Source organism: Streptomyces sp. 142MFCol3.1 (assembly GCF_000424945.1).
Classification (GTDB): Bacteria; Actinomycetota; Actinomycetes; order Streptomycetales; family Streptomycetaceae; genus Streptomyces; species Streptomyces siamensis.
Map to the genome: position 1 here is coordinate 122,828 of NZ_AUKV01000021.1, position 16,126 is coordinate 138,953.

At 73.4% G+C, this 16,126-nt stretch carries 14 protein-coding genes; 5 read left to right on the plus strand and 9 right to left on the minus strand.

The genetic code is table 11. The features are described 5' to 3' along the window. Positions 1-21: 21 nt before the first annotated feature. On the minus strand, positions 22-498 hold the full coding sequence (locus H305_RS0128950; protein WP_028803534.1) for a hypothetical protein: 477 nt from the start codon (positions 496-498) through the stop codon (positions 22-24). A gap of 155 nt (positions 499-653) precedes the next feature. Here H305_RS0128950 and H305_RS0128955 point away from each other — a divergent pair, with 155 nt between their 5' ends. Together H305_RS0128955 and H305_RS0128960 are read left to right on the plus strand one after the other, a co-directional pair. Next, the gene (locus H305_RS0128955; RefSeq protein ID WP_028803535.1) at positions 654-1,043 is read left to right on the plus strand and encodes a hypothetical protein; all 390 of its coding nucleotides are present in this window, start codon (positions 654-656) and stop codon (positions 1,041-1,043) included. 92 nt (positions 1,044-1,135) lie between these two features. Continuing rightward, positions 1,136-2,584: a S28 family serine protease gene (locus H305_RS0128960; protein ID WP_028803536.1), complete on the plus strand. Its 1,449-nt coding sequence runs from the start codon at positions 1,136-1,138 to the stop codon at positions 2,582-2,584. 28 nt (positions 2,585-2,612) lie between these two features. Here H305_RS0128960 and H305_RS0128965 read toward each other — a convergent pair whose 3' ends face one another. The 3 genes from H305_RS0128965 to H305_RS0128975 all read right to left on the minus strand — a co-directional run bounded on the left by H305_RS0128965 (position 2,613) and on the right by H305_RS0128975 (position 6,918). Then, positions 2,613-3,212 (minus strand): hypothetical protein, encoded by a 600-nt coding sequence (locus tag H305_RS0128965; protein WP_037765662.1) that lies wholly within the window; start codon positions 3,210-3,212, stop codon positions 2,613-2,615. 203 nt (positions 3,213-3,415) lie between these two features. After that, positions 3,416-5,314: a glycoside hydrolase family 3 protein gene (locus H305_RS0128970; protein ID WP_028803538.1), complete on the minus strand. Its 1,899-nt coding sequence runs from the start codon at positions 5,312-5,314 to the stop codon at positions 3,416-3,418. 692 nt (positions 5,315-6,006) lie between these two features. Then, on the minus strand, positions 6,007-6,918 hold the full coding sequence (locus H305_RS0128975; protein ID WP_028803539.1) for a LysR family transcriptional regulator: 912 nt from the start codon (positions 6,916-6,918) through the stop codon (positions 6,007-6,009). An 88-nt stretch (positions 6,919-7,006) separates the two neighbouring features. Between H305_RS0128975 and H305_RS47275 the strand changes: the two genes are divergently transcribed. Together H305_RS47275 and aroA are read left to right on the plus strand one after the other, a co-directional pair. Beyond that, positions 7,007-7,915: an EamA family transporter gene (locus H305_RS47275; protein ID WP_037765671.1), complete on the plus strand. Its 909-nt coding sequence runs from the start codon at positions 7,007-7,009 to the stop codon at positions 7,913-7,915. 4 nt (positions 7,916-7,919) lie between these two features. Then, complete coding sequence (aroA, locus tag H305_RS0128985; protein WP_028803540.1) at positions 7,920-9,155, plus strand: 3-phosphoshikimate 1-carboxyvinyltransferase; 1,236 nt, start codon at positions 7,920-7,922, stop codon at positions 9,153-9,155. A 23-nt stretch (positions 9,156-9,178) separates the two neighbouring features. On the opposite strand, the gene H305_RS56450 is transcribed toward aroA, so the two are convergent. After that, positions 9,179-10,825, minus strand: coding sequence for a caspase, EACC1-associated type (locus H305_RS56450; RefSeq protein ID WP_028803541.1), 1,647 nt, complete (start codon positions 10,823-10,825; stop codon positions 9,179-9,181). Between the two features lie 206 nt (positions 10,826-11,031). Between H305_RS56450 and H305_RS0128995 the strand changes: the two genes are divergently transcribed. Then, entirely contained in the window at positions 11,032-11,676 is a 645-nt protein-coding gene (locus H305_RS0128995) for a GNAT family N-acetyltransferase (protein ID WP_028803542.1), read from the plus strand. A 79-nt stretch (positions 11,677-11,755) separates the two neighbouring features. Here the strand turns inward: H305_RS0128995 and H305_RS0129000 are convergent, their stop codons facing one another. From H305_RS0129000 to H305_RS0129015, 4 genes are all read right to left on the minus strand, one after another. After that, a complete protein-coding gene (locus tag H305_RS0129000; RefSeq protein WP_028803543.1) occupies positions 11,756-12,556 on the minus strand; it encodes a sugar phosphate isomerase/epimerase family protein in 801 nt (266 codons plus the stop codon). Between the two features lie 55 nt (positions 12,557-12,611). Beyond that, positions 12,612-13,544, minus strand: coding sequence for a bifunctional helix-turn-helix transcriptional regulator/GNAT family N-acetyltransferase (locus H305_RS0129005; RefSeq protein WP_028803544.1), 933 nt, complete (start codon positions 13,542-13,544; stop codon positions 12,612-12,614). A gap of 692 nt (positions 13,545-14,236) precedes the next feature. After that, positions 14,237-14,833, minus strand: a complete 597-nt coding sequence (locus H305_RS0129010) for a dihydrofolate reductase family protein (RefSeq protein WP_028803545.1) — start codon at positions 14,831-14,833, stop codon at positions 14,237-14,239. Positions 14,834-15,005: 172 nt separating this feature from the next. Then, on the minus strand, positions 15,006-16,055 hold the full coding sequence (locus H305_RS0129015; protein WP_028803546.1) for a LacI family DNA-binding transcriptional regulator: 1,050 nt from the start codon (positions 16,053-16,055) through the stop codon (positions 15,006-15,008). Positions 16,056-16,126 lie beyond the last annotated feature (71 nt).

Consider the following 16,126-nt stretch of genomic DNA (forward strand, 5'->3'; position numbering starts at 1 on the left):
CCGCCGCCCGGTGTGCCCGCGTCAGGACCTGGGCTTGATGTCGGAGATCTTCTTCGTGGCGAGGTCGGACCGCACCGTCAGATAGGTGTACGTCGGGTGCTGGGCGGACCCCCAGGTCAGGCGGACCGTCGACCAGGTGTGGCCCATGCCGCTGTCCCCGGCCGTGACCTTCCAGGCGCGCGGCACGTCCTGGGCGCGCAGGACGCCGTCCGCGTGTTCGCGGTTCTCCCAGCCGGCCAGGCGCGAGCGGAGGCCCGAGGTCAGGTAGAAGCCGCGCAACTGGCTGTCGAGGCGGCCGGATCCGGAGTCGGTCACCGCGTCGATGTAGGCGCCGTAGAAGTCGGCCACCCGGTCGTAGGCGGGGCCGTTGCTGCCGCTGCGGGCCGGTGGCGGAGCGGTGGAACTGGCGACTGCGGGCACGGAGGCGCCGGCCGTGGCGAGGAGGGCCGCCGCGACGAGTGCGCGCGTGGTGGTACGAGAGGGCTTCATGCCGGTCATGGATTACCGCCTTTCGTTTTCCGACCAGTTGGACCTCGGGTAAACGGGCACGGTTGCCCCAAACTCGGAAAAAACCTCTCATGGGCGAACGCAACCATTCGCCGCACGTCGTGCGTCCGTACACCAGTACGCTGATTGCTGCGGGAGGGACGACAGTGGACAGTGGTGCGATACGCCGACGACTGGCGATCGGTATGGCCGTGCTGACCGCCTCCGGTCTGTTCGCCCTGGCGAGCCCCGGCAGCGCGCAGGCCGCCACCTCCTACTGCGCCGGACGCAAGGTCCGCACCCTGCCCTTCTCGACCGGTTCGGTACAGGTCTACAAGCGCGGCGGCTACGTCTGCGCCGTCACCTTCCCCAAGACGCAGGGCGGCCGCAGGACGATGTCCGTCAGCGTGCAGGCGCGCGGCAACCGGCCCGTGGTCGACTCCGGCCACTTCGCCCACCACGCGGGCCCGGTGACCGTGCACGCCGGCCACCGCTGCGTCCGGATCAAGGGCTCGGTGGGCTCGGGCTCGGTGAACTCGGGCTGGATTCTGTGCTGAGTCGGTGACGCGTTCGCGCAAGCACCCCTGGTGTCACGGGAGTTGCTCCGCTAGGTTCCGGCGGACATCTGCGTAATCCCAGGGGAGGGCGTATGCGCAAGGCGCTCAGATGGCTGCTGGCGCTCACAGTGCTCATAGGCACGCTGAGCACGGCCGGGGCGGCCACCGCCGCCCAGCCGGAGGCCACCGGCACCAGCGGCACGACCAGCGAGGACATCAAGGACAGACTGCTCGCGATACCGGGCATGAGCCTCATCCAGGAGAAGCCCTACACCGGCTACCGGTACTTCGTCCTCAACTACACCCAGCCGGTGGACCACCGGCACCCGTCCAAGGGCACGTTCCAGCAGCGGATCACCGTGCTGCACAAGGACACCGCGCGCCCGACGGTCTTCTACACCGGCGGCTACAACGTCTCCACCACGCCCAGCCGCCGTGAGCCGACCCAGATCGTGGACGGCAACCAGGTCTCCATGGAGTACCGCTTCTTCACCCCGTCCCGTCCCGCCCCGGCCGACTGGTCCAAGCTCGACATCTGGCAGGCGGCCAGCGACCAGCACCGCATCTTCCAGGCGCTGAAGCCGATCTACGGCAAGAAGTGGATCTCCACGGGCGGCTCCAAGGGCGGTATGACCGCCACCTACTACGAGCGGTTCTACCCGCGCGACATGGACGGTGTCGTCGCCTACGTCGCACCCAACGACGTCGTCAACCAGGAGGACTCCGCCTACGACCGCTTCTTCGCGGGTGTCGGCACCAAGGAGTGCCGGGACAGGCTGAACGCCGTGCAGCGCGAGGCGCTGGTGCGCCGGGAGCCGCTGGAGAAGAAGTACGCGGCCTACGCCGCCGACAACGGCTACACGTTCACCACCGTCGGCGGCCTCGACCGGGCGTACGAGGCGGTCGTGCTCGACTACGTGTGGGGCTTTTGGCAGTACAGCCTGCTGTCCGACTGCGACGCGATCCCCGCGGACGCCGCGCACGCCGGCGACGACGACATCTGGAACTCCATCGACACGATCTCCGGCTTTTCGTTCTACACCGACCAGGGCCTGGAGCCGTACACCCCGTACTACTACCAGGCGGGCACCCAGCTCGGCGCGCCGACGATCCACTTCCCGTACATCGAGAAGAAGTACGTCCGTTACGGCTACCAGCCGCCGCGCAACTTCGTGCCGCGGTCCATCCCGATGAAGTTCCAGCCGTCGGCGATGCGTGACGTGGACACCTGGGTCCGCCACAACGCCCACCACATGCTGTTCGTCTACGGCCAGAACGACCCGTGGGGAGCCGAGCGCTTCCGCCTCGGTTCCGGCGCGCGCGACTCCTACGTCTTCACGGCACCGGGCCTGAACCACGGTGCCAACGTCGCCGGTCTCGCGGCCGACGAGAAGGCGCTCGCGACCGCACGCATCCTGGAATGGGCGGGCGTGGCCTCCGGCACGGTCCGGTCGGACCCGTCGGCCGCGAAGCCGCTGGCCGCGTTCGACGCGAAGCTGGACCGGCGTGACGTGGAGCGGGAGCCCGCCCTGCGTCCGTGACCCGCGCCGCGTGGGCTGGGCCCGTCCGCTACACGGGGCGGGCGCAGCCCACCGGCCTGTCGCCGCCGAGCCGCACGTACAGCTCCGTGGAGGCCGGGCACTTCGCCCGGGTCGTGACCGCCGATACGACCTTGTACTCCGGGGGGTTCTTGCCCTCGCCGTCGCAGGCCGTCTCGCGGACCTGCCCGGTGCCCGCGCCGTAGACGCAGTCGCCGACGACGGTGCGGGGACCTCCGCCGCCGCCCGGGTCGCCGGGGTGCGGGGGTTCGAGCTTGCGCATGCAGGCGTAGCCCTGGGGGATCGCGCCGTCGCCGTCCTCGTCGGAGGAGGGCCGCGTCTCGCTGATGTGCAGGACGAAGTCGGTGGTCGCGGGGCAGGACGGCCCGTCCGCCACCTTGCCGTCGTAGCGGGCGACCACCCGAGCCGCCGCCCGTTCGCTGGAGCACGGCACCTCGGTGAAGCTGGTCGTGCCGAAGGAGCTGCACTCGTCGCGAGCGAGGAACTCCGCCCCGTGGCCCGACGGCCGCTTCGACGCCGCGGCCGTGCCGGGCGTGTCCTGCGCGGAGCCGGAGTCGGTCCAGCGCTGGCAGCCGCAGAGCACGGCCAGGGTCAGCACGAGCGTGCACACCGCCCCGATGCAACCCCGACCCGCCCCGCTGCCTCGCATGGCTTCCCCCCGATACCCCCGTCCAGCGTGGCCCGCGGCAGCGGGCACACGCCAGACGTGCGGGGGCCTTTGCGCCAGTTGGGGGCGGGGCGCAGGTGGTGCGGCGTAGCCGTCGTACGACGGATGGACCGGGTGTACGACAGCGGGTGTCCGACCCGGTGGCCCTAGAAGCGCAATCCGTAGCCGATCGGATAGAGCTCCTTCGTCGGATCGTCCGCCCGCTGGACCGGCACCGGCAGTTCGCCCCGCGGACGCACGCGCCCGGCGATCACCCGCGCGGCGGCGCGCAGTTCGACGTCCGTCCAGGAGTAGGCGGCCAGACAGGCGCCCACGCCCGGGAGCTGGGCGACGTCGTACGGGTTGCGGATCGCGACGGCGATCACCGGGACGCCGGTGGCGACCAGTTGGTCGACGAGCGTCTTCTGACTGCCGGCCGCCGTCACGTTGTACGTGCCGACCACCACCGCGTCCGCGTCCTTCGCCGCCGCGACCGCCTTGGCGATCGTCGCCGACGAGGGCGCGGTGCCGGTGGACAGGGCCGTCGCCGTGAAGCCCAGTTCGGTGAGGGCGCCCGCGAGGACCGTGGTGGGCGGCCCGTCCGACAGGGACGGAGAAGCCGGGTCCGCTCCCACGACCAGCACCTTCGGAGTGCGCCGGCGCGACAGCGGCAGCAGCCCCTCCTTGTTGACCAGCAGGGTGGTGGTGCGCTCGGCGATCCGGTCGGCCTCCTTCAGGTGCGCCGGGATGCCCACCACACGGTCGACACCGGCGTCGCTGACGTACGGGTCGGACAGCAGGCCCAGCTTCGACTTCAGGCGCAGGATGCGCAGGATCGACTCGTCGAGGCGCGCCTCGGTCAGCTCGCCGCCGCGCACCGCGTTCAGGACCGCGTTCCAGGCCACCTCCATCGAGGGCGGGTTGAGGAGCTGGTCGACACCCGCCTTGAGCGCGAGGACGGGCACCCGGTCGTCGCCGTACTTCGTCCGGACGCCCTCCATGCCGAGCGCGTCCGTCACCACGACGCCGTCGTAGCCGAGTTCCTCACGCAGGATGCCGGTGAGGATGGGGTGCGAGAGCGTGGCGGGATCGCCCGCCGGATCGAGCGCCGGGACCATGATGTGCGCGGTCATGATGGAGTCGATGCCGGCCCGGATCGCCGCGCGGAACGGCACGGCGTCCAGGGTCTCCCACACCTCGCGGCTGTGCGTGATGACCGGGAAGCCGAAGTGGCTGTCCACCGCGGTGTCGCCGTGGCCGGGGAAGTGCTTGGCCGTGGCCGCGACGCCCGAGCTCTGGTACCCCTTCACCTCGGCGGCCACCAGGCCGGCCACCGCGTCCGGGTCGGCGCCGAAGGACCGTACGCCGATGACCGGGTTGGCCGGGTTGACGTTCACGTCGGAGACCGGGGAGTAGTCCTGGCGGATGCCGATGGCGTGCAGTTCGGCGCCGCCGATGCGGCCCACCGTGCGCGCGTCGGACCGCGATCCGCCCGCGCCCAGCGCCATCGCGCCCGGGAACAGCGTCGCGGGCTTGCCCACGCGTGCCACTATCCCGTGCTCCTGGTCGGTGGACACGAGGAGGGGCAGCCCGCCCGGCTGGTCCAGCGAGGCCTTCTGGAGGCCGTTGGAGAGCGCCGCGATCTGGTGCGGATCACGGGTGTTGTGCGCCCACGCGAAGTAGATGATCCCGCCGACGCGGTACTTGGCGATCAGCTCGGCGGCCGTCCGGATGCCGAGTTCCTTGAGGTTGGCGTCGATGTCGGCCTGGTCGGGTGCGGTGGCCGAGTGGCCGTAGACCCGCGAGACGAAGACCTGCCCGACCTTCTCCTCCAGCGTCATACGGGAGATCAGGGCGCGCAGTTGCCTGTCGTCGTGCCGGTCCGCCGGGACGGTCGTGCCGGCGGCCTGGGCGGCGGACGCGGTGGTGCCGGTGGCCAGGGCGCCGGTGACGCCCGCCGTCGCGGCGAGAACGGTCCGCCGGGACGGTCTCGGCGGTCCCGACCGCTCCGACGGTCTGTACGGGTCGTTCGGTCTTGCGGTGCTTCCCGTGCTGGAGTCGCGCACGTGCGCCCCTTCCCTCGTGAAGGAAACTTCCGAGGAGTCACGATTATCCGGGAAGTTTCTTCCAGTCAAGAGTGTGCACAGTAACCCGGGTTGGGGCCGCCACCGGCGCAGTTGGAGGGGGCGCGCCGGTGACGGCGTGCTGCCGGCCGCAGGCGGCGGAGAGGGTGGTCAGCGATCGCAGCCAGCAGCGAGGCCGACACCGCACTGCGGAGACTCGTCCGGCAGCACGCGCGTTGGACGAAGGCCGGACCTCCCGGGTTCCCCGCTTCGCCCCCGCCCCCGAAAGTCGTGACACGGGTGCCCCAGGAGCCGAATGAGCCCCCCGTAGGGTGTGCCCACGCGCTGCGGCGGACGTCTCGGCAGGGGGCGTCGTGGCCCAGGGTCCCGACGGACGGCGTCGTCGACCGCGGCGCCGGCGGGTGTCGCCCCGAGGCCCGCCGGGCGGTGTCGTCGACCGCGGACGATCGTGCCGCTGGGGCGGCACGGTTGGGCGCGGCGGCACCCCGTCGGCGCCGGTTGCGCAGCGGGCCTGCACCCGGACCCGAGCGGACCTCGGCTGGAGAACCGGCCTGCGTGGGGCGACGCCACGCGCGAGCGGAGGCAGCCCCATGGACCGGACGGCGCGTCAGCAAGGCGCCCCACCAAGCGCAGAGGGCGCAACAGCGGGACGGCGGACCCGGCGGCCCGTGGGCTCAGGCGTGCTCCGAGACCAGAGGCCAGTGCCCCTGAAGCGTCCGTACCGTCTCCGCGATGGCCGGCCGCCGCGCCGCCCCCGCCCGCCACAGCGCGTACAACCGCCGTACGGGCATCGGATCCAGCGGCACCTCCACGACCCCTTCTGGCAGGGCCCCGCGCCCGAGCCGTGGAATGAGCGCCACACCGAGCCCCGCGGCGACGAGCGCGACCAGCGTCGGGTTCTCGTCGGCCTGGTGCACGATGTCCGGCTCGCATCCCGCCGCCCGCAGCGTCCGCACCAGCCAGTCGTGGCACACCCGCCCCGGCGGCTGACAGATCCACCGCTCGCCCGCGAGGTCCTCGCGCCGCACGGCGGCACGCCCGGCGAACGGATGCCCCGCGGGGACGAGCAGATCGCACAGGTCGTCCCCGATCACCGCCTGCTCCACTCCGGCCGGGGCGGGCAGCGGCGCGATGTCCCAGTCGTGCGCGACGGCCAGGTCCACCGCGCCCTTGGCGACCAGGTCGATGGACAGGTGCGGGTCGACCTCCGACAGCCGGGTGTCGAGCGCGGGATGCCGGACCGCGAGATCCGCCAGCACGCCCGGCATCAGCCCGCGCGCCGCCGAGGCGAACGCGGCCACGGTCAGCCGCCCCGCGGGCAGCCCCCGACGCTCCTCCAGCTCGGTCTCGGCCCGTTCCACGAGCGCCATCAACTCCTGCGCGGTGGCGGCGAGTCGCTCGGCCTGCTCGGTGAGCCGCACACCGCGCCCCTGCCGCTCAAGGAGCACGGTCCTGGTCTCCCGCTCCAGCTTCGCGATCTGCTGGGACACCGCCGACGGGGTGTATCCGAGCGCTGCCGCGGCGGCGCCGACCGTGCCGTGCACGGAGACGGCGTGCAGGGCGCGCAGGCGTTGCAGATCGAGCACGGCCCGCCCCTTTCATTAGGAATGCTTCACCCCATCATGCAGCAGACTTTGCTGGTGCTTAACGGTCGACCGGGGTGATCCTCGACCCATGCGACCCGCCCACATCTGTCTCGCCGTCCTCGTCGCCGCCGTCTGGGGCGTCAACTTCACGGTCATCGAGGTCGGCCTCGACCACTTCCCGCCGCTCCTCTTCTCGGCGCTCCGCTTCCTGGTGGCGGCCTTGCCCGCGGTGTTCTTCGTGGGCCGGCCCAAGGTCGCCTGGAAGTGGATCGTGTCGGTGGGACTGGTGCTGGGCGTGGCGAAGTTCGGGCTGCTGTTCATCGGGATGGACGCGGGCATGCCGGCGGGCCTGTCCTCCCTCGTCCTGCAGATCCAGGCCGTCTTCACGGCGCTCATCGCCTTCGCGGCGCTCGGTGAACGCCCCACCCGCGTACGGCTGGCGGGCATGGCGGTGGCGCTGTGCGGGGTGGGCCTGGCCGCCCTGGACGAGGGCGCGTCCGGCCCCCTCGGCGCCTTCGCCCTGGTCGTCGCCGCGGCGGCCTGCTGGGGCCTGTCCAACGTCCTCACCCGCAAGGCGTCCCCGCCCGACTCGCTCAACTTCATGGTGTGGGTGAGCACCGTCCCCGTCCTGCCGCTGCTCGGCCTGTCGCTGCTGACGGAGGGCCCGTCCCGGGACCTCGACGCGCTGCGCGCACTGGACCCGCAGGGGGCGGCCGTCATCGTCTACGTCGCCTGGATCACCACGGTCTTCGGCTTCGGCGCGTGGGGCCGGCTGCTGCACCGCTACCCCGCCTCCACGGTGGCCCCCTTCTCGCTCCTCGTGCCGGTCTTCGGCATGTCCTCGGCCGCGCTCCTCCTGGGCGAGCCGGTCGGACCGCTGCGGTGGGGCGCGGCGGCGCTGCTGGTCGGAGGCGTGGCCCTGACCTCGTTCGCGGCGCCGACACGGGTCCATCTGGCGGACGTTCCGGCGCAGGAGCGGGCGCGGGAGCCAGCATGAGGGCATGGCCGTCGTCGACATCCCCGGTTCCAAGTCCATCACCGCCCGCGCCCTCTTCCTGGCGGCGGCTGCCGACGGGGTCACCACCCTCGTGCGCCCGCTCCGCTCGGACGACACGGAGGGCTTCGCCGAGGGGCTGACCCGGCTCGGCTACCGCGTCGGACGGGCCCCGGAGGCGTGGCACGTGGACGGCCGCCCGCAGGGCCCCGCCGTCCCCGAGGCCGACGTCCACTGCCGGGACGGCGCGACCACCGCCCGCTTCCTCCCGACGCTGGCGGCGGCCGGCCACGGCCGGTACCGCTTCGACGCGTCGGCCCAGATGCGCCGCCGACCGCTGCTCCCGCTCACCCGGGCGCTGCGCGACCTGGGGGTCGACCTGCGGCACGAGGAGGCCGAGGGCCACCATCCGCTGCGCATCGCGGCGGCCGGGGTGACAGGCGGCGACGTGACCCTGGACGCGGGCCAGTCCTCGCAGTACCTGACGGCGCTGCTCCTGTTGGGCCCGCTGACCCGCGAGGGCCTGCGGATCGAGGTCACGGACCTGGTGTCGGCGCCGTACGTGGACATCACCGTCGCGATGATGCGCGCCTTCGGGGCGGACGTGCGCCGCGACGGCGACGTCTTCACCGTGCCGCCGGGCGGCTACCGCGCCACCACCTACGCCGTCGAGCCGGACGCCTCCACCGCGAGCTACTTCTTCGCGGCGGCCGCTCTCACCGGCGGCGAGGTCACCGTACGGGGCCTCGGCGAGGAGGCGCTCCAGGGCGATCTGCGGTTCGTGGACGTGCTGCGCCGCATGGGCGCGCGGGTGGACGTCGGCCGGGACGTCACCACGGTGTCGGGCACCGGGCGGCTGGCCGGCGTCACGGTGAACATGCGGGACATCTCCGACACGATGCCGACACTGGCCGCGATCGCCCCCTTCGCCTCCGGACCGGTGCGCATCGAGGACGTCGCCAACACCCGCGTGAAGGAGTGCGACCGCCTCGAAGCCTGCGCGGAGAATCTGCGGCGGCTGGGCGTCCGGACGCGGACCGGCTCCGACTGGATCGAGATCCACCCCGGCATCCCTGCTCCGGCCGAGATCAGGACGTACGGGGACCATCGCGTGGTCATGTCGTTCGCCGTCACCTCGCTGCGCACTCCCGGGATCACGTTCGACGACCCTGGGTGCGTCCGCAAGACGTTCCCGGCCTTCCACGCGGCGTTCGCGCGGCTGCGGACGGCACTGCCGGCCTGACGCGCCGGTCCGGCCCGCCGGGTTCAGCCGCGGATCTCGACACGCGCCAGGAGGGCTCCGCGTCCGCCGCCCTGCAGGTGCGTCACCCCCTGGCTCGGGAGCCGCAAGGTCCGGCCGTCCGGGAACCCCTGGGGGAGGGTGACCGTCTTCCGGCCGTCCAGGGTCTCCACGGTGAGCTTGCCGCCCGTCGTCGCCAGGGCGCGGGAGACGGTCACGGTGCGGTGCAGGTCGTCGCCCACACGCCGGAAGACGGGGTGGGGGAGTTCCACGATCTCGACGTACAGGTCGGCCGGCTCGCCTCCGCCGGGACCGGCCTCTCCCTGGCCGGCGAACCTGATCCGGGTGCCGTTGTCGACACCCGCCGGGATCCGCGCCGTGAGCGTGCGCCGGGAGCGGACCCTGCCCTCGCCGTGGCAGGCGGGACAGGGCGTGGGCAGGACCGTGCCGTAGCCCTCGCACGTCCGGCAGACACGGGAGTCGGCGGCCTGGCTGAAGAAGCCGCGCCGCGTCCCGGTCTCGCCCCGGCCCCCGCAGGTGTCGCACTCGACGGGCCGGGTCCCCGGTGCCGTCCCCTCTCCCGAGCAGGCCGAGCACACCACGGCCGTGTCCAGCTGGATTTCCCTGTCGACCCCGAACGCGGTCTCCTCCAGGGGGAGTTCGAGCCGGATCAGCGCGTCGGAGCCGCGGCGTGCGCGCGACCGGCGGGGGCGGCCCGCCGTCTTCCCGCTCTGCGCCGCGTTCGCCGAGCCGGAGCGTGGGATCCCCATCTTCACGCCGATGACCTGACTGACGGCGTCCGCCGGACCCGGCCGCTCGCCGGACACCGCCCCTGCCCCCGCCCCGGCCGGGGCCCGGGGCGGCGGCGCGGTGAAGGTGTCCTGCGCGGGCGGTGTACGCGGCATGGGCGGGATGCGGGTGTTTTCCGCCCGCGCCGTCCGCGCGATCGTCACCTGGTACTCCAGGTCGGCCCACATCCGCGGGGTCTGCTTCACCCCGGCGCCGTGCAGGGACTCGTACACGTAGTCGTACAGCTCGGTGACCGTGATCCGGCCGTCCCCGTTCAGGTCCGCCGCTCCGGTGCGCAGACCGTGGATCAGCGCGCCCGTGAACAAGGAGGGCTGGGGAGTCATGGATTCGACGCGCTTGCCCTCCCACGCGTACTCGGTGCGGCTGGTCGCGGTCAGCACGACACGGCCGTGGCCGCCGAGTTCGTCGCGCAGGTGGACCTGGTCGTCCGCCGCCTTCGCGCCGTGCAGGAAGGCGCCGCTGTAGCAGCAGTCGAGGAGCACGACGACCGTGCGGGCGCGGCAGCGTTCCATGCGGTCGCGCAGGAAGGCGGCCGGGACGGCGCTGGAGGCGGGCAGGTCGCGGTCCGTGTCGCGCGCGGCGAAGTACAGGCGCCCGTCGTCGTCCTTGATGCCGTGACAGGACACGTGCAGCAGGAGCAGGTCGTCGCGGCTGCGGTCCATGAAGAAGCGGTCCACCGCGCGCATCACCCGACTCGCCGGCGCGTCCCTGACCTGGTCGGTGCGGAAGCCGCCGATGCGGGGATCGGACAGCACGCCGGCGAGGCCCGCGCAGTCCTGTGCGGGTGAGCGCAGTGCGTGGAACCTGCCGTCGTCGTACGCCCCGGTCGCGATCAGGAGGGCGTCCCTGCGGCCTGCGCCCATCTCGTCCCCCGTTTCCGAACTGCGCCCATTCTAGGGGTGAACACCCCTTCAGGACGCGGGAGTCGACCAAGGTCCCGTGGGGCACGCCGGCCCGCCCGGTTATTCCGTTCGACGGGCCCGGAGGCGTACGGAAGACTCTGCCGGGCCGCGGCGAGCCGTTCGCCGGGCCGGCCGTGCGGCCGTGTGGGACGAAGGGGTGCCGGGCGTTGGGCTTTCATCTGGAGGGGCCGGTTCTCGAAGGCGCGCTGGTGCGTCTGGAGCCGCTCGGTCACGGTCACACCGCCGACCTCGTCGCGGCGGCGGAGGAGCAGCGCGACTCGTACGCGTTCACCTGGGTGCCCAGGGCGGCCGAGGTCGGCGACTACATCGACGCGCAGCTCGCGCGTGCCGCCGACGGACGGCTCGCCCCCTACGCCCAGGTGTCCGTCGCCACCGGCCGCGCGGTCGGCGCGACCTCCTACTGGGAGCCGCGCTGCTGGCGGTCGGACGACCGGCTCGACGCGATCGAGGTCGGATTCACCTGGCTGGCCGCGTCCGCCCAGGGTACGGGCGTGAACGCCGAGGCCAAGCTGCTGCTGTTCCGGCACGCCTTCGAAGAGTGGGACGTCTCCCGCGTCGACCTGAAGACCGACGCGCGCAACAGCCGCTCCCGCGCGGCGATCGAGAGCGTCGGCGCCCGCTTCGAGGGAGTCCTGCGCAACTGGTCCCGCTCCTGGGCCCCGGGGGAGGACGGCCGGCTGCGGGACTCCGCGATCTACTCGATCACGGCGGACGAGTGGGCCGCGTGCCGCGACCGGCTGGTGGAGCGGGTGCGCAGGGCGGTCCCGGCGGCCGGGGGGACCGTGGTGTAGCCGTACGCCGCGTCACCGCACCGGCCGACGTGCCGGGGAGCGCCGGACGCGGCGAGGGGAGCCGACGGGACCGCCGCTCTCACGCGGAGTCGTTCAGCAGCCGGGCCAGGTGCTCACGGCCCGCGGTCAGCAGGTCCGGCAGCGGGGCCGCGCCCTCGTACCAGCGCTTCTCGTACTCCCAGCACAGCCAGCCGTCCCAGCCCTGGCGGGACAGCAGTTCCACGCACTCGGCGAGCGGCAGGGCGCCCGCGCCGAGCGGGAGCGGGCTGCAGTCCTCGGCCGACGCGATGTCCTTGACCTGGACGTATCCCAGATACGGGGACAGTGCGGCGTATGTGTCCGCGGGCTGTTCGCCGCCGAGCCAGGTGTGCATCACGTCCCACAGCGCGCCCACCTGCCGGTGCCCGACCGGTCCGAGGATCCGGATCACGTCGGCGCCCGTGCGGTGCGAGTCGTGGGTCTCCAGGAGGATGCGGACACCGGCGTCGGCGGCGTGCTCCGCGGCCGTGCCGAGGCGGCGGGCCGCCCTCAGGTCGGACTCGCCCGGATCCTGGTCGGCGTCGCCGCCCGGGAAGACGCGCACGAACGGCGCGCCCAGGTCCCGGGCCAGGTCGACCAGCTCGCGGATCTCCGCCAGCACGGGGGCGTCGTCGCCCGGCGCCGCCACCCGCGCGTACCCCGCGAGGCCCAGGATCTCGATGCCGGGCGACTTGAACGCGACCGCCACGTCAGCCCGTTCGGCCGCGGTGAGGCCCGGGTGCACGGGCTCCTCGGGATGGGCGCGCAGTTCCACGCCGTGGTAGCCGTGCGCGGCGGCGAGCCGCGCGACGTCGGGGACCGGGAGCCCGGGTACGCCCAGGGTGGAGAACGCCAGTTTCATGGGGCGGACCCTACGGGCTGGTGTCGCTGCGAGGAAGGCGGTCGCCGAGTCCCGGTCATTCGTGTCCGCCGTGCAGGTCCCGGCGCCAGTCCTGGCCGAGGAGGTCCGCCCCGAAGGAGCGGTGGGGCTTCTCGGAGACCAAAACGAAGCCGTGGCGCTGGTAGAGCCGGCGGGCGGCGGCCAGGACGTCGTTGGTCCACAGGACGAGCTCGCGGTAGCCGACGCCGCGGGCGAAGTCGACGCAGGCGCCGACGAGCCGGTCCCCGATGCCGAGTCCGCGCGCGCCGGGCTCGACGAGGAGGAGGCGGAGCCGGGCCGTGCCGGGCGCGTCGTCCCGGACGCACATCACGCAGCCCACGGGCCGTCCGTCGAGCTCGGCGATCCATACGCGTTCCAGGTGCGGGTCGTGGTCCCCCGCGAAGTCGGCGACGATCCGCGCGACGAGGCTCTCGTAGTCGGTGTTCCAGCCGTACTCGGCCGCGTACAGCGCGGCGTTGCGCTGCACGATCCAGCCGAGGTCGCCGGGGCCCGGCTCGCGCAGTACGACGTCCTCGGGGCCGGGGGAGCGGCCGTCCCCCAGGATCGTGCGCACCGTGCGCATCGCTTCGGCGAGCCGCGGCCGGTCGGCGGGCGGCACGGTCGCGAGCAGCGTGCCCACCGTCTCCCGGGCCCGCTCGTCGAGCAGGGCGGCGGCGTCCCGGCCGCGCGCGGTGAGGGTGATGCGGCGGCGGCGCGGATCCGTCTCGGAGGGGGCGCGCTCGACCAGTCCGTCCTGCTCGAACTTGTTGAGGATGCGGCTCAGATAGCCGGAGTCCAGGGAGAGCTCGGTGCGCAGGTCGGCGGCGTCGGCGCCCCGGGAGTGGGCGAGCTCGTAGAGCACCCGGGACTCCGTGAGCGTGTACGGGGCGTAGAGGTGGCGGCCGTAGTCGAGCGCGCCGATGACGTTCGTGTAGAAGCGGTTGAAGGAGCGGATGTCCTGGACGGTCATGGTGGGCTCCGCGAGGTCTGCTCTGGGCGGTCCCTGGAGGATCGGCCCCCGGATGACTGACTCAGTCAGAGATGTCGACGCTCCGAGCATAGGCCGGACCCTCGCGCACCGCCTACCCCCGGGGCCCTCCGCCTCGGCCATGCCGCCGTGCACCGCTCGCTGCCGGGGCCGTCAGCCTCTGCCGAGCCGCCGTGCACCGCTCGCTCCCGGGGCCCTCCGCCTCGGCCATGCGACCGTGCACCGCTCGCTCCCGGGGTCGTCAGCCTCGGCCATGCGACCGTGCACCGCTCGCTCCCGGGGCCGTCAGCCTTGGCCATGCGACCGTGCACCGCTCGCTCCCGAGGTCGTCAGCCTCTGCCGGGCCGCCGGATGCCGTCCGCCACCGGAGCGGCCTCCCGCTGTGGTGGGGCCGCCTGGACCGCTCGCCCCGGGGCTGTCAGCCTCTGCCGGGCCGCCGTGCACCGCTCGCTCCCGGGGCCCCCGCCTCTGCCGGGCCGCCGGGTGCCGCCCGCCCACGGAGCGGCCTCCCGCTGTGGTGGGGCCGCCTGGACCGCTCGCCCCCGGAGCGGCCCTCCGCGATGGTCGGGCCGGCGTGCACCGCCGCCCCGGCGCCCGCTCCGGCCGGCCCGCCGTGCCCCCGGCGGCCCCGCCCGCTCGGCCGGGGGCGGCGCACTCCGCCTCCCGGCGTGCCCTCACGCCTCGTCGGCCGGCCGGTAGACGCACACCTGCACGCCCGTCTTGCCCGTGGCGGAGGAGACCAGTTCCAGCGGGCACTTCACCCCGTCGACGGGGAAGATCGACTTACCGCCTCCGAGGATCACCGGCATCCGGATGAGCTGGAGCTCGTCGACCAGGCCCTCGCTCAGCAGGGTCCGTACGAGGGTGGGGCTGCCCATCATCGCCAGGTCCCCGCCCTCGGCCGCGCGGAGCTCCCGGACGCGGGCGACGGCCTGGTCGCCGGGGATCAGCGTGGTGTTGTTCCAGGTGAGGTCGGACTCGTCGAGCGTGCCGGACACCACGTACTTCGGGAGGGAGTTCATCCGGTCGGCGAACGGGTCGCCCGCGCGCTCGGGCCACGCCGCGGCCATCGTCTGCCAGGTGCGGCGTCCGAAGAGGAGCGCCTCGGCCTTGCCGAGCCCCTCGGCGAAGGCGCCGCCGACGACCTCCGGGTCGAAGTAGGGGTGGGACCAACCGCCGTGGGCGAAGCCGCCGTCGGTGTCCTCCTCGGGGCCGCCGGGCGCCTGCACGACACCGTCGAGGCTGATGAAGGCGCTGATCACGATACGCATGGGAGATGCTCCTCTTCGTCGTTCGTTCCGTTACGGCAATGAAGACCGCGGTGCCGCCGAAAACTCATCGCTCCGCGCACCCCGTTCCGAAACGGGCCCTTCGCGGGGGTGCAGGGCCCGTGTTCCGCGTGCACTCCGAGCCCCGCGGCACCTCCGCGCACCCTGGGGCACCTCAGTCCCGCGGCACCCCCGTGGACCCGCGGACCATCAACTCCCCGCGCACCGTGGCGATTCCGCCCGGCGGCGGCTCCTCGCGCCCCATGGCGATCCGCCCGGCGCGGGCGCCCGCCTCGGTGAGGGGGAGCCGCACGGTGGTGAGCGCGGGTACGGCGTCGATGCTGAACGGCAGGTCGTCGAAGCCCGCGACGGACACGTCGTCGGGGATGCGCAGACCGGAGTCGCGCAGCGCGGCACAGGCGCCGAGCGCGACCGTGTCGTTTGCGGCGACGACGGCCGTCAGGGACGGGTCGCGGCGAAGGAGTTCGAGGGTCGCCTCGTATCCCGAGCGGCGGTCGTAGCGGCCGTGCACGGTCCACCGAGGATCGTCCTCGACGCCGTGCGCGGCCAGCGCGGCGCGGTGGCCTTCCAGTCGGTGCCGGGTGGTCGTGCGCTCCTCGGGGCCCGCGATGTAGCCGAGCCGCCGGTGGCCGAGGCCGATCAGGTGCTCGGTGAGCTCCCGGCCGCCACCTCGGTTGTCGAAGGTGAGCGCGATCGCCTCGGGGGCCTCGGGCGCGGGCGGACGTCCGCAGAGGACCACCCGGGTGCCCGCCTCGGCCAGCCTGCGCAGCTTCGCGGAGACGGCCGACGCGTGGGTGGCGTCCTCGATCGCGCCGCCGGTGAGGACGACGGCGGCGGCGCGCTGGCGCTGCAGGAGTGTGAGGTAGGTGAGCTCGCGCTCGGGGGAGCCGCCGGTGTTGCACACGACGCCCAGCCGCTCGCCGCCGGCGCGTCCGCCGGGTCCGCCGATCTCGGACTGGATCGCGGCCGCCATGATCCCGAAGAAGGGGTCGGCGATGTCGTTGACCAGGATGCCGACGAGGTCGGAGGTCGCCGCCGCGAGCGAGCTCGCGGGCCCGTTCAGCACATAGTCCAGCTCGTCCACCGCGCGCAGTACCCGCTCGCGCGTGGACGCCGCGACGGGATAGTTCCCGTTCAGCACCCGGGACACGGTCGCGGGCGAGACCTGTGCGCGGGCCGCCACGTCCGCCAGGGTCACGGTCATCTCGTCGTCCTCCGGTCACGCATCTCGTTGTCCTCGTTCTCAGGGACGCGGACGCGCGCCATGCGGTCCGT

Coding starts and splice junctions, on each gene's coding strand:
- H305_RS0128950 (WP_028803534.1), bottom strand. CDS start 498: ATGACCGGCATGAAGCCCTCTCGTACCACCACGCGCGCACTCGTCGCG.
- H305_RS0128960 (WP_028803536.1), top strand. CDS start 1,136: ATGCGCAAGGCGCTCAGATGGCTGCTGGCGCTCACAGTGCTCATAGGC.
- H305_RS47275 (WP_037765671.1), top strand. CDS start 7,007: ATGCGACCCGCCCACATCTGTCTCGCCGTCCTCGTCGCCGCCGTCTGG.
- aroA (WP_028803540.1), top strand. CDS start 7,920: ATGGCCGTCGTCGACATCCCCGGTTCCAAGTCCATCACCGCCCGCGCC.
- H305_RS56450 (WP_028803541.1), bottom strand. CDS start 10,825: ATGGGCGCAGGCCGCAGGGACGCCCTCCTGATCGCGACCGGGGCGTAC.
- H305_RS0129000 (WP_028803543.1), bottom strand. CDS start 12,556: ATGAAACTGGCGTTCTCCACCCTGGGCGTACCCGGGCTCCCGGTCCCC.
- H305_RS0129005 (WP_028803544.1), bottom strand. CDS start 13,544: ATGACCGTCCAGGACATCCGCTCCTTCAACCGCTTCTACACGAACGTC.
- H305_RS0129010 (WP_028803545.1), bottom strand. CDS start 14,833: ATGCGTATCGTGATCAGCGCCTTCATCAGCCTCGACGGTGTCGTGCAG.
- H305_RS0129015 (WP_028803546.1), bottom strand. CDS start 16,055: ATGACCGTGACCCTGGCGGACGTGGCGGCCCGCGCACAGGTCTCGCCC.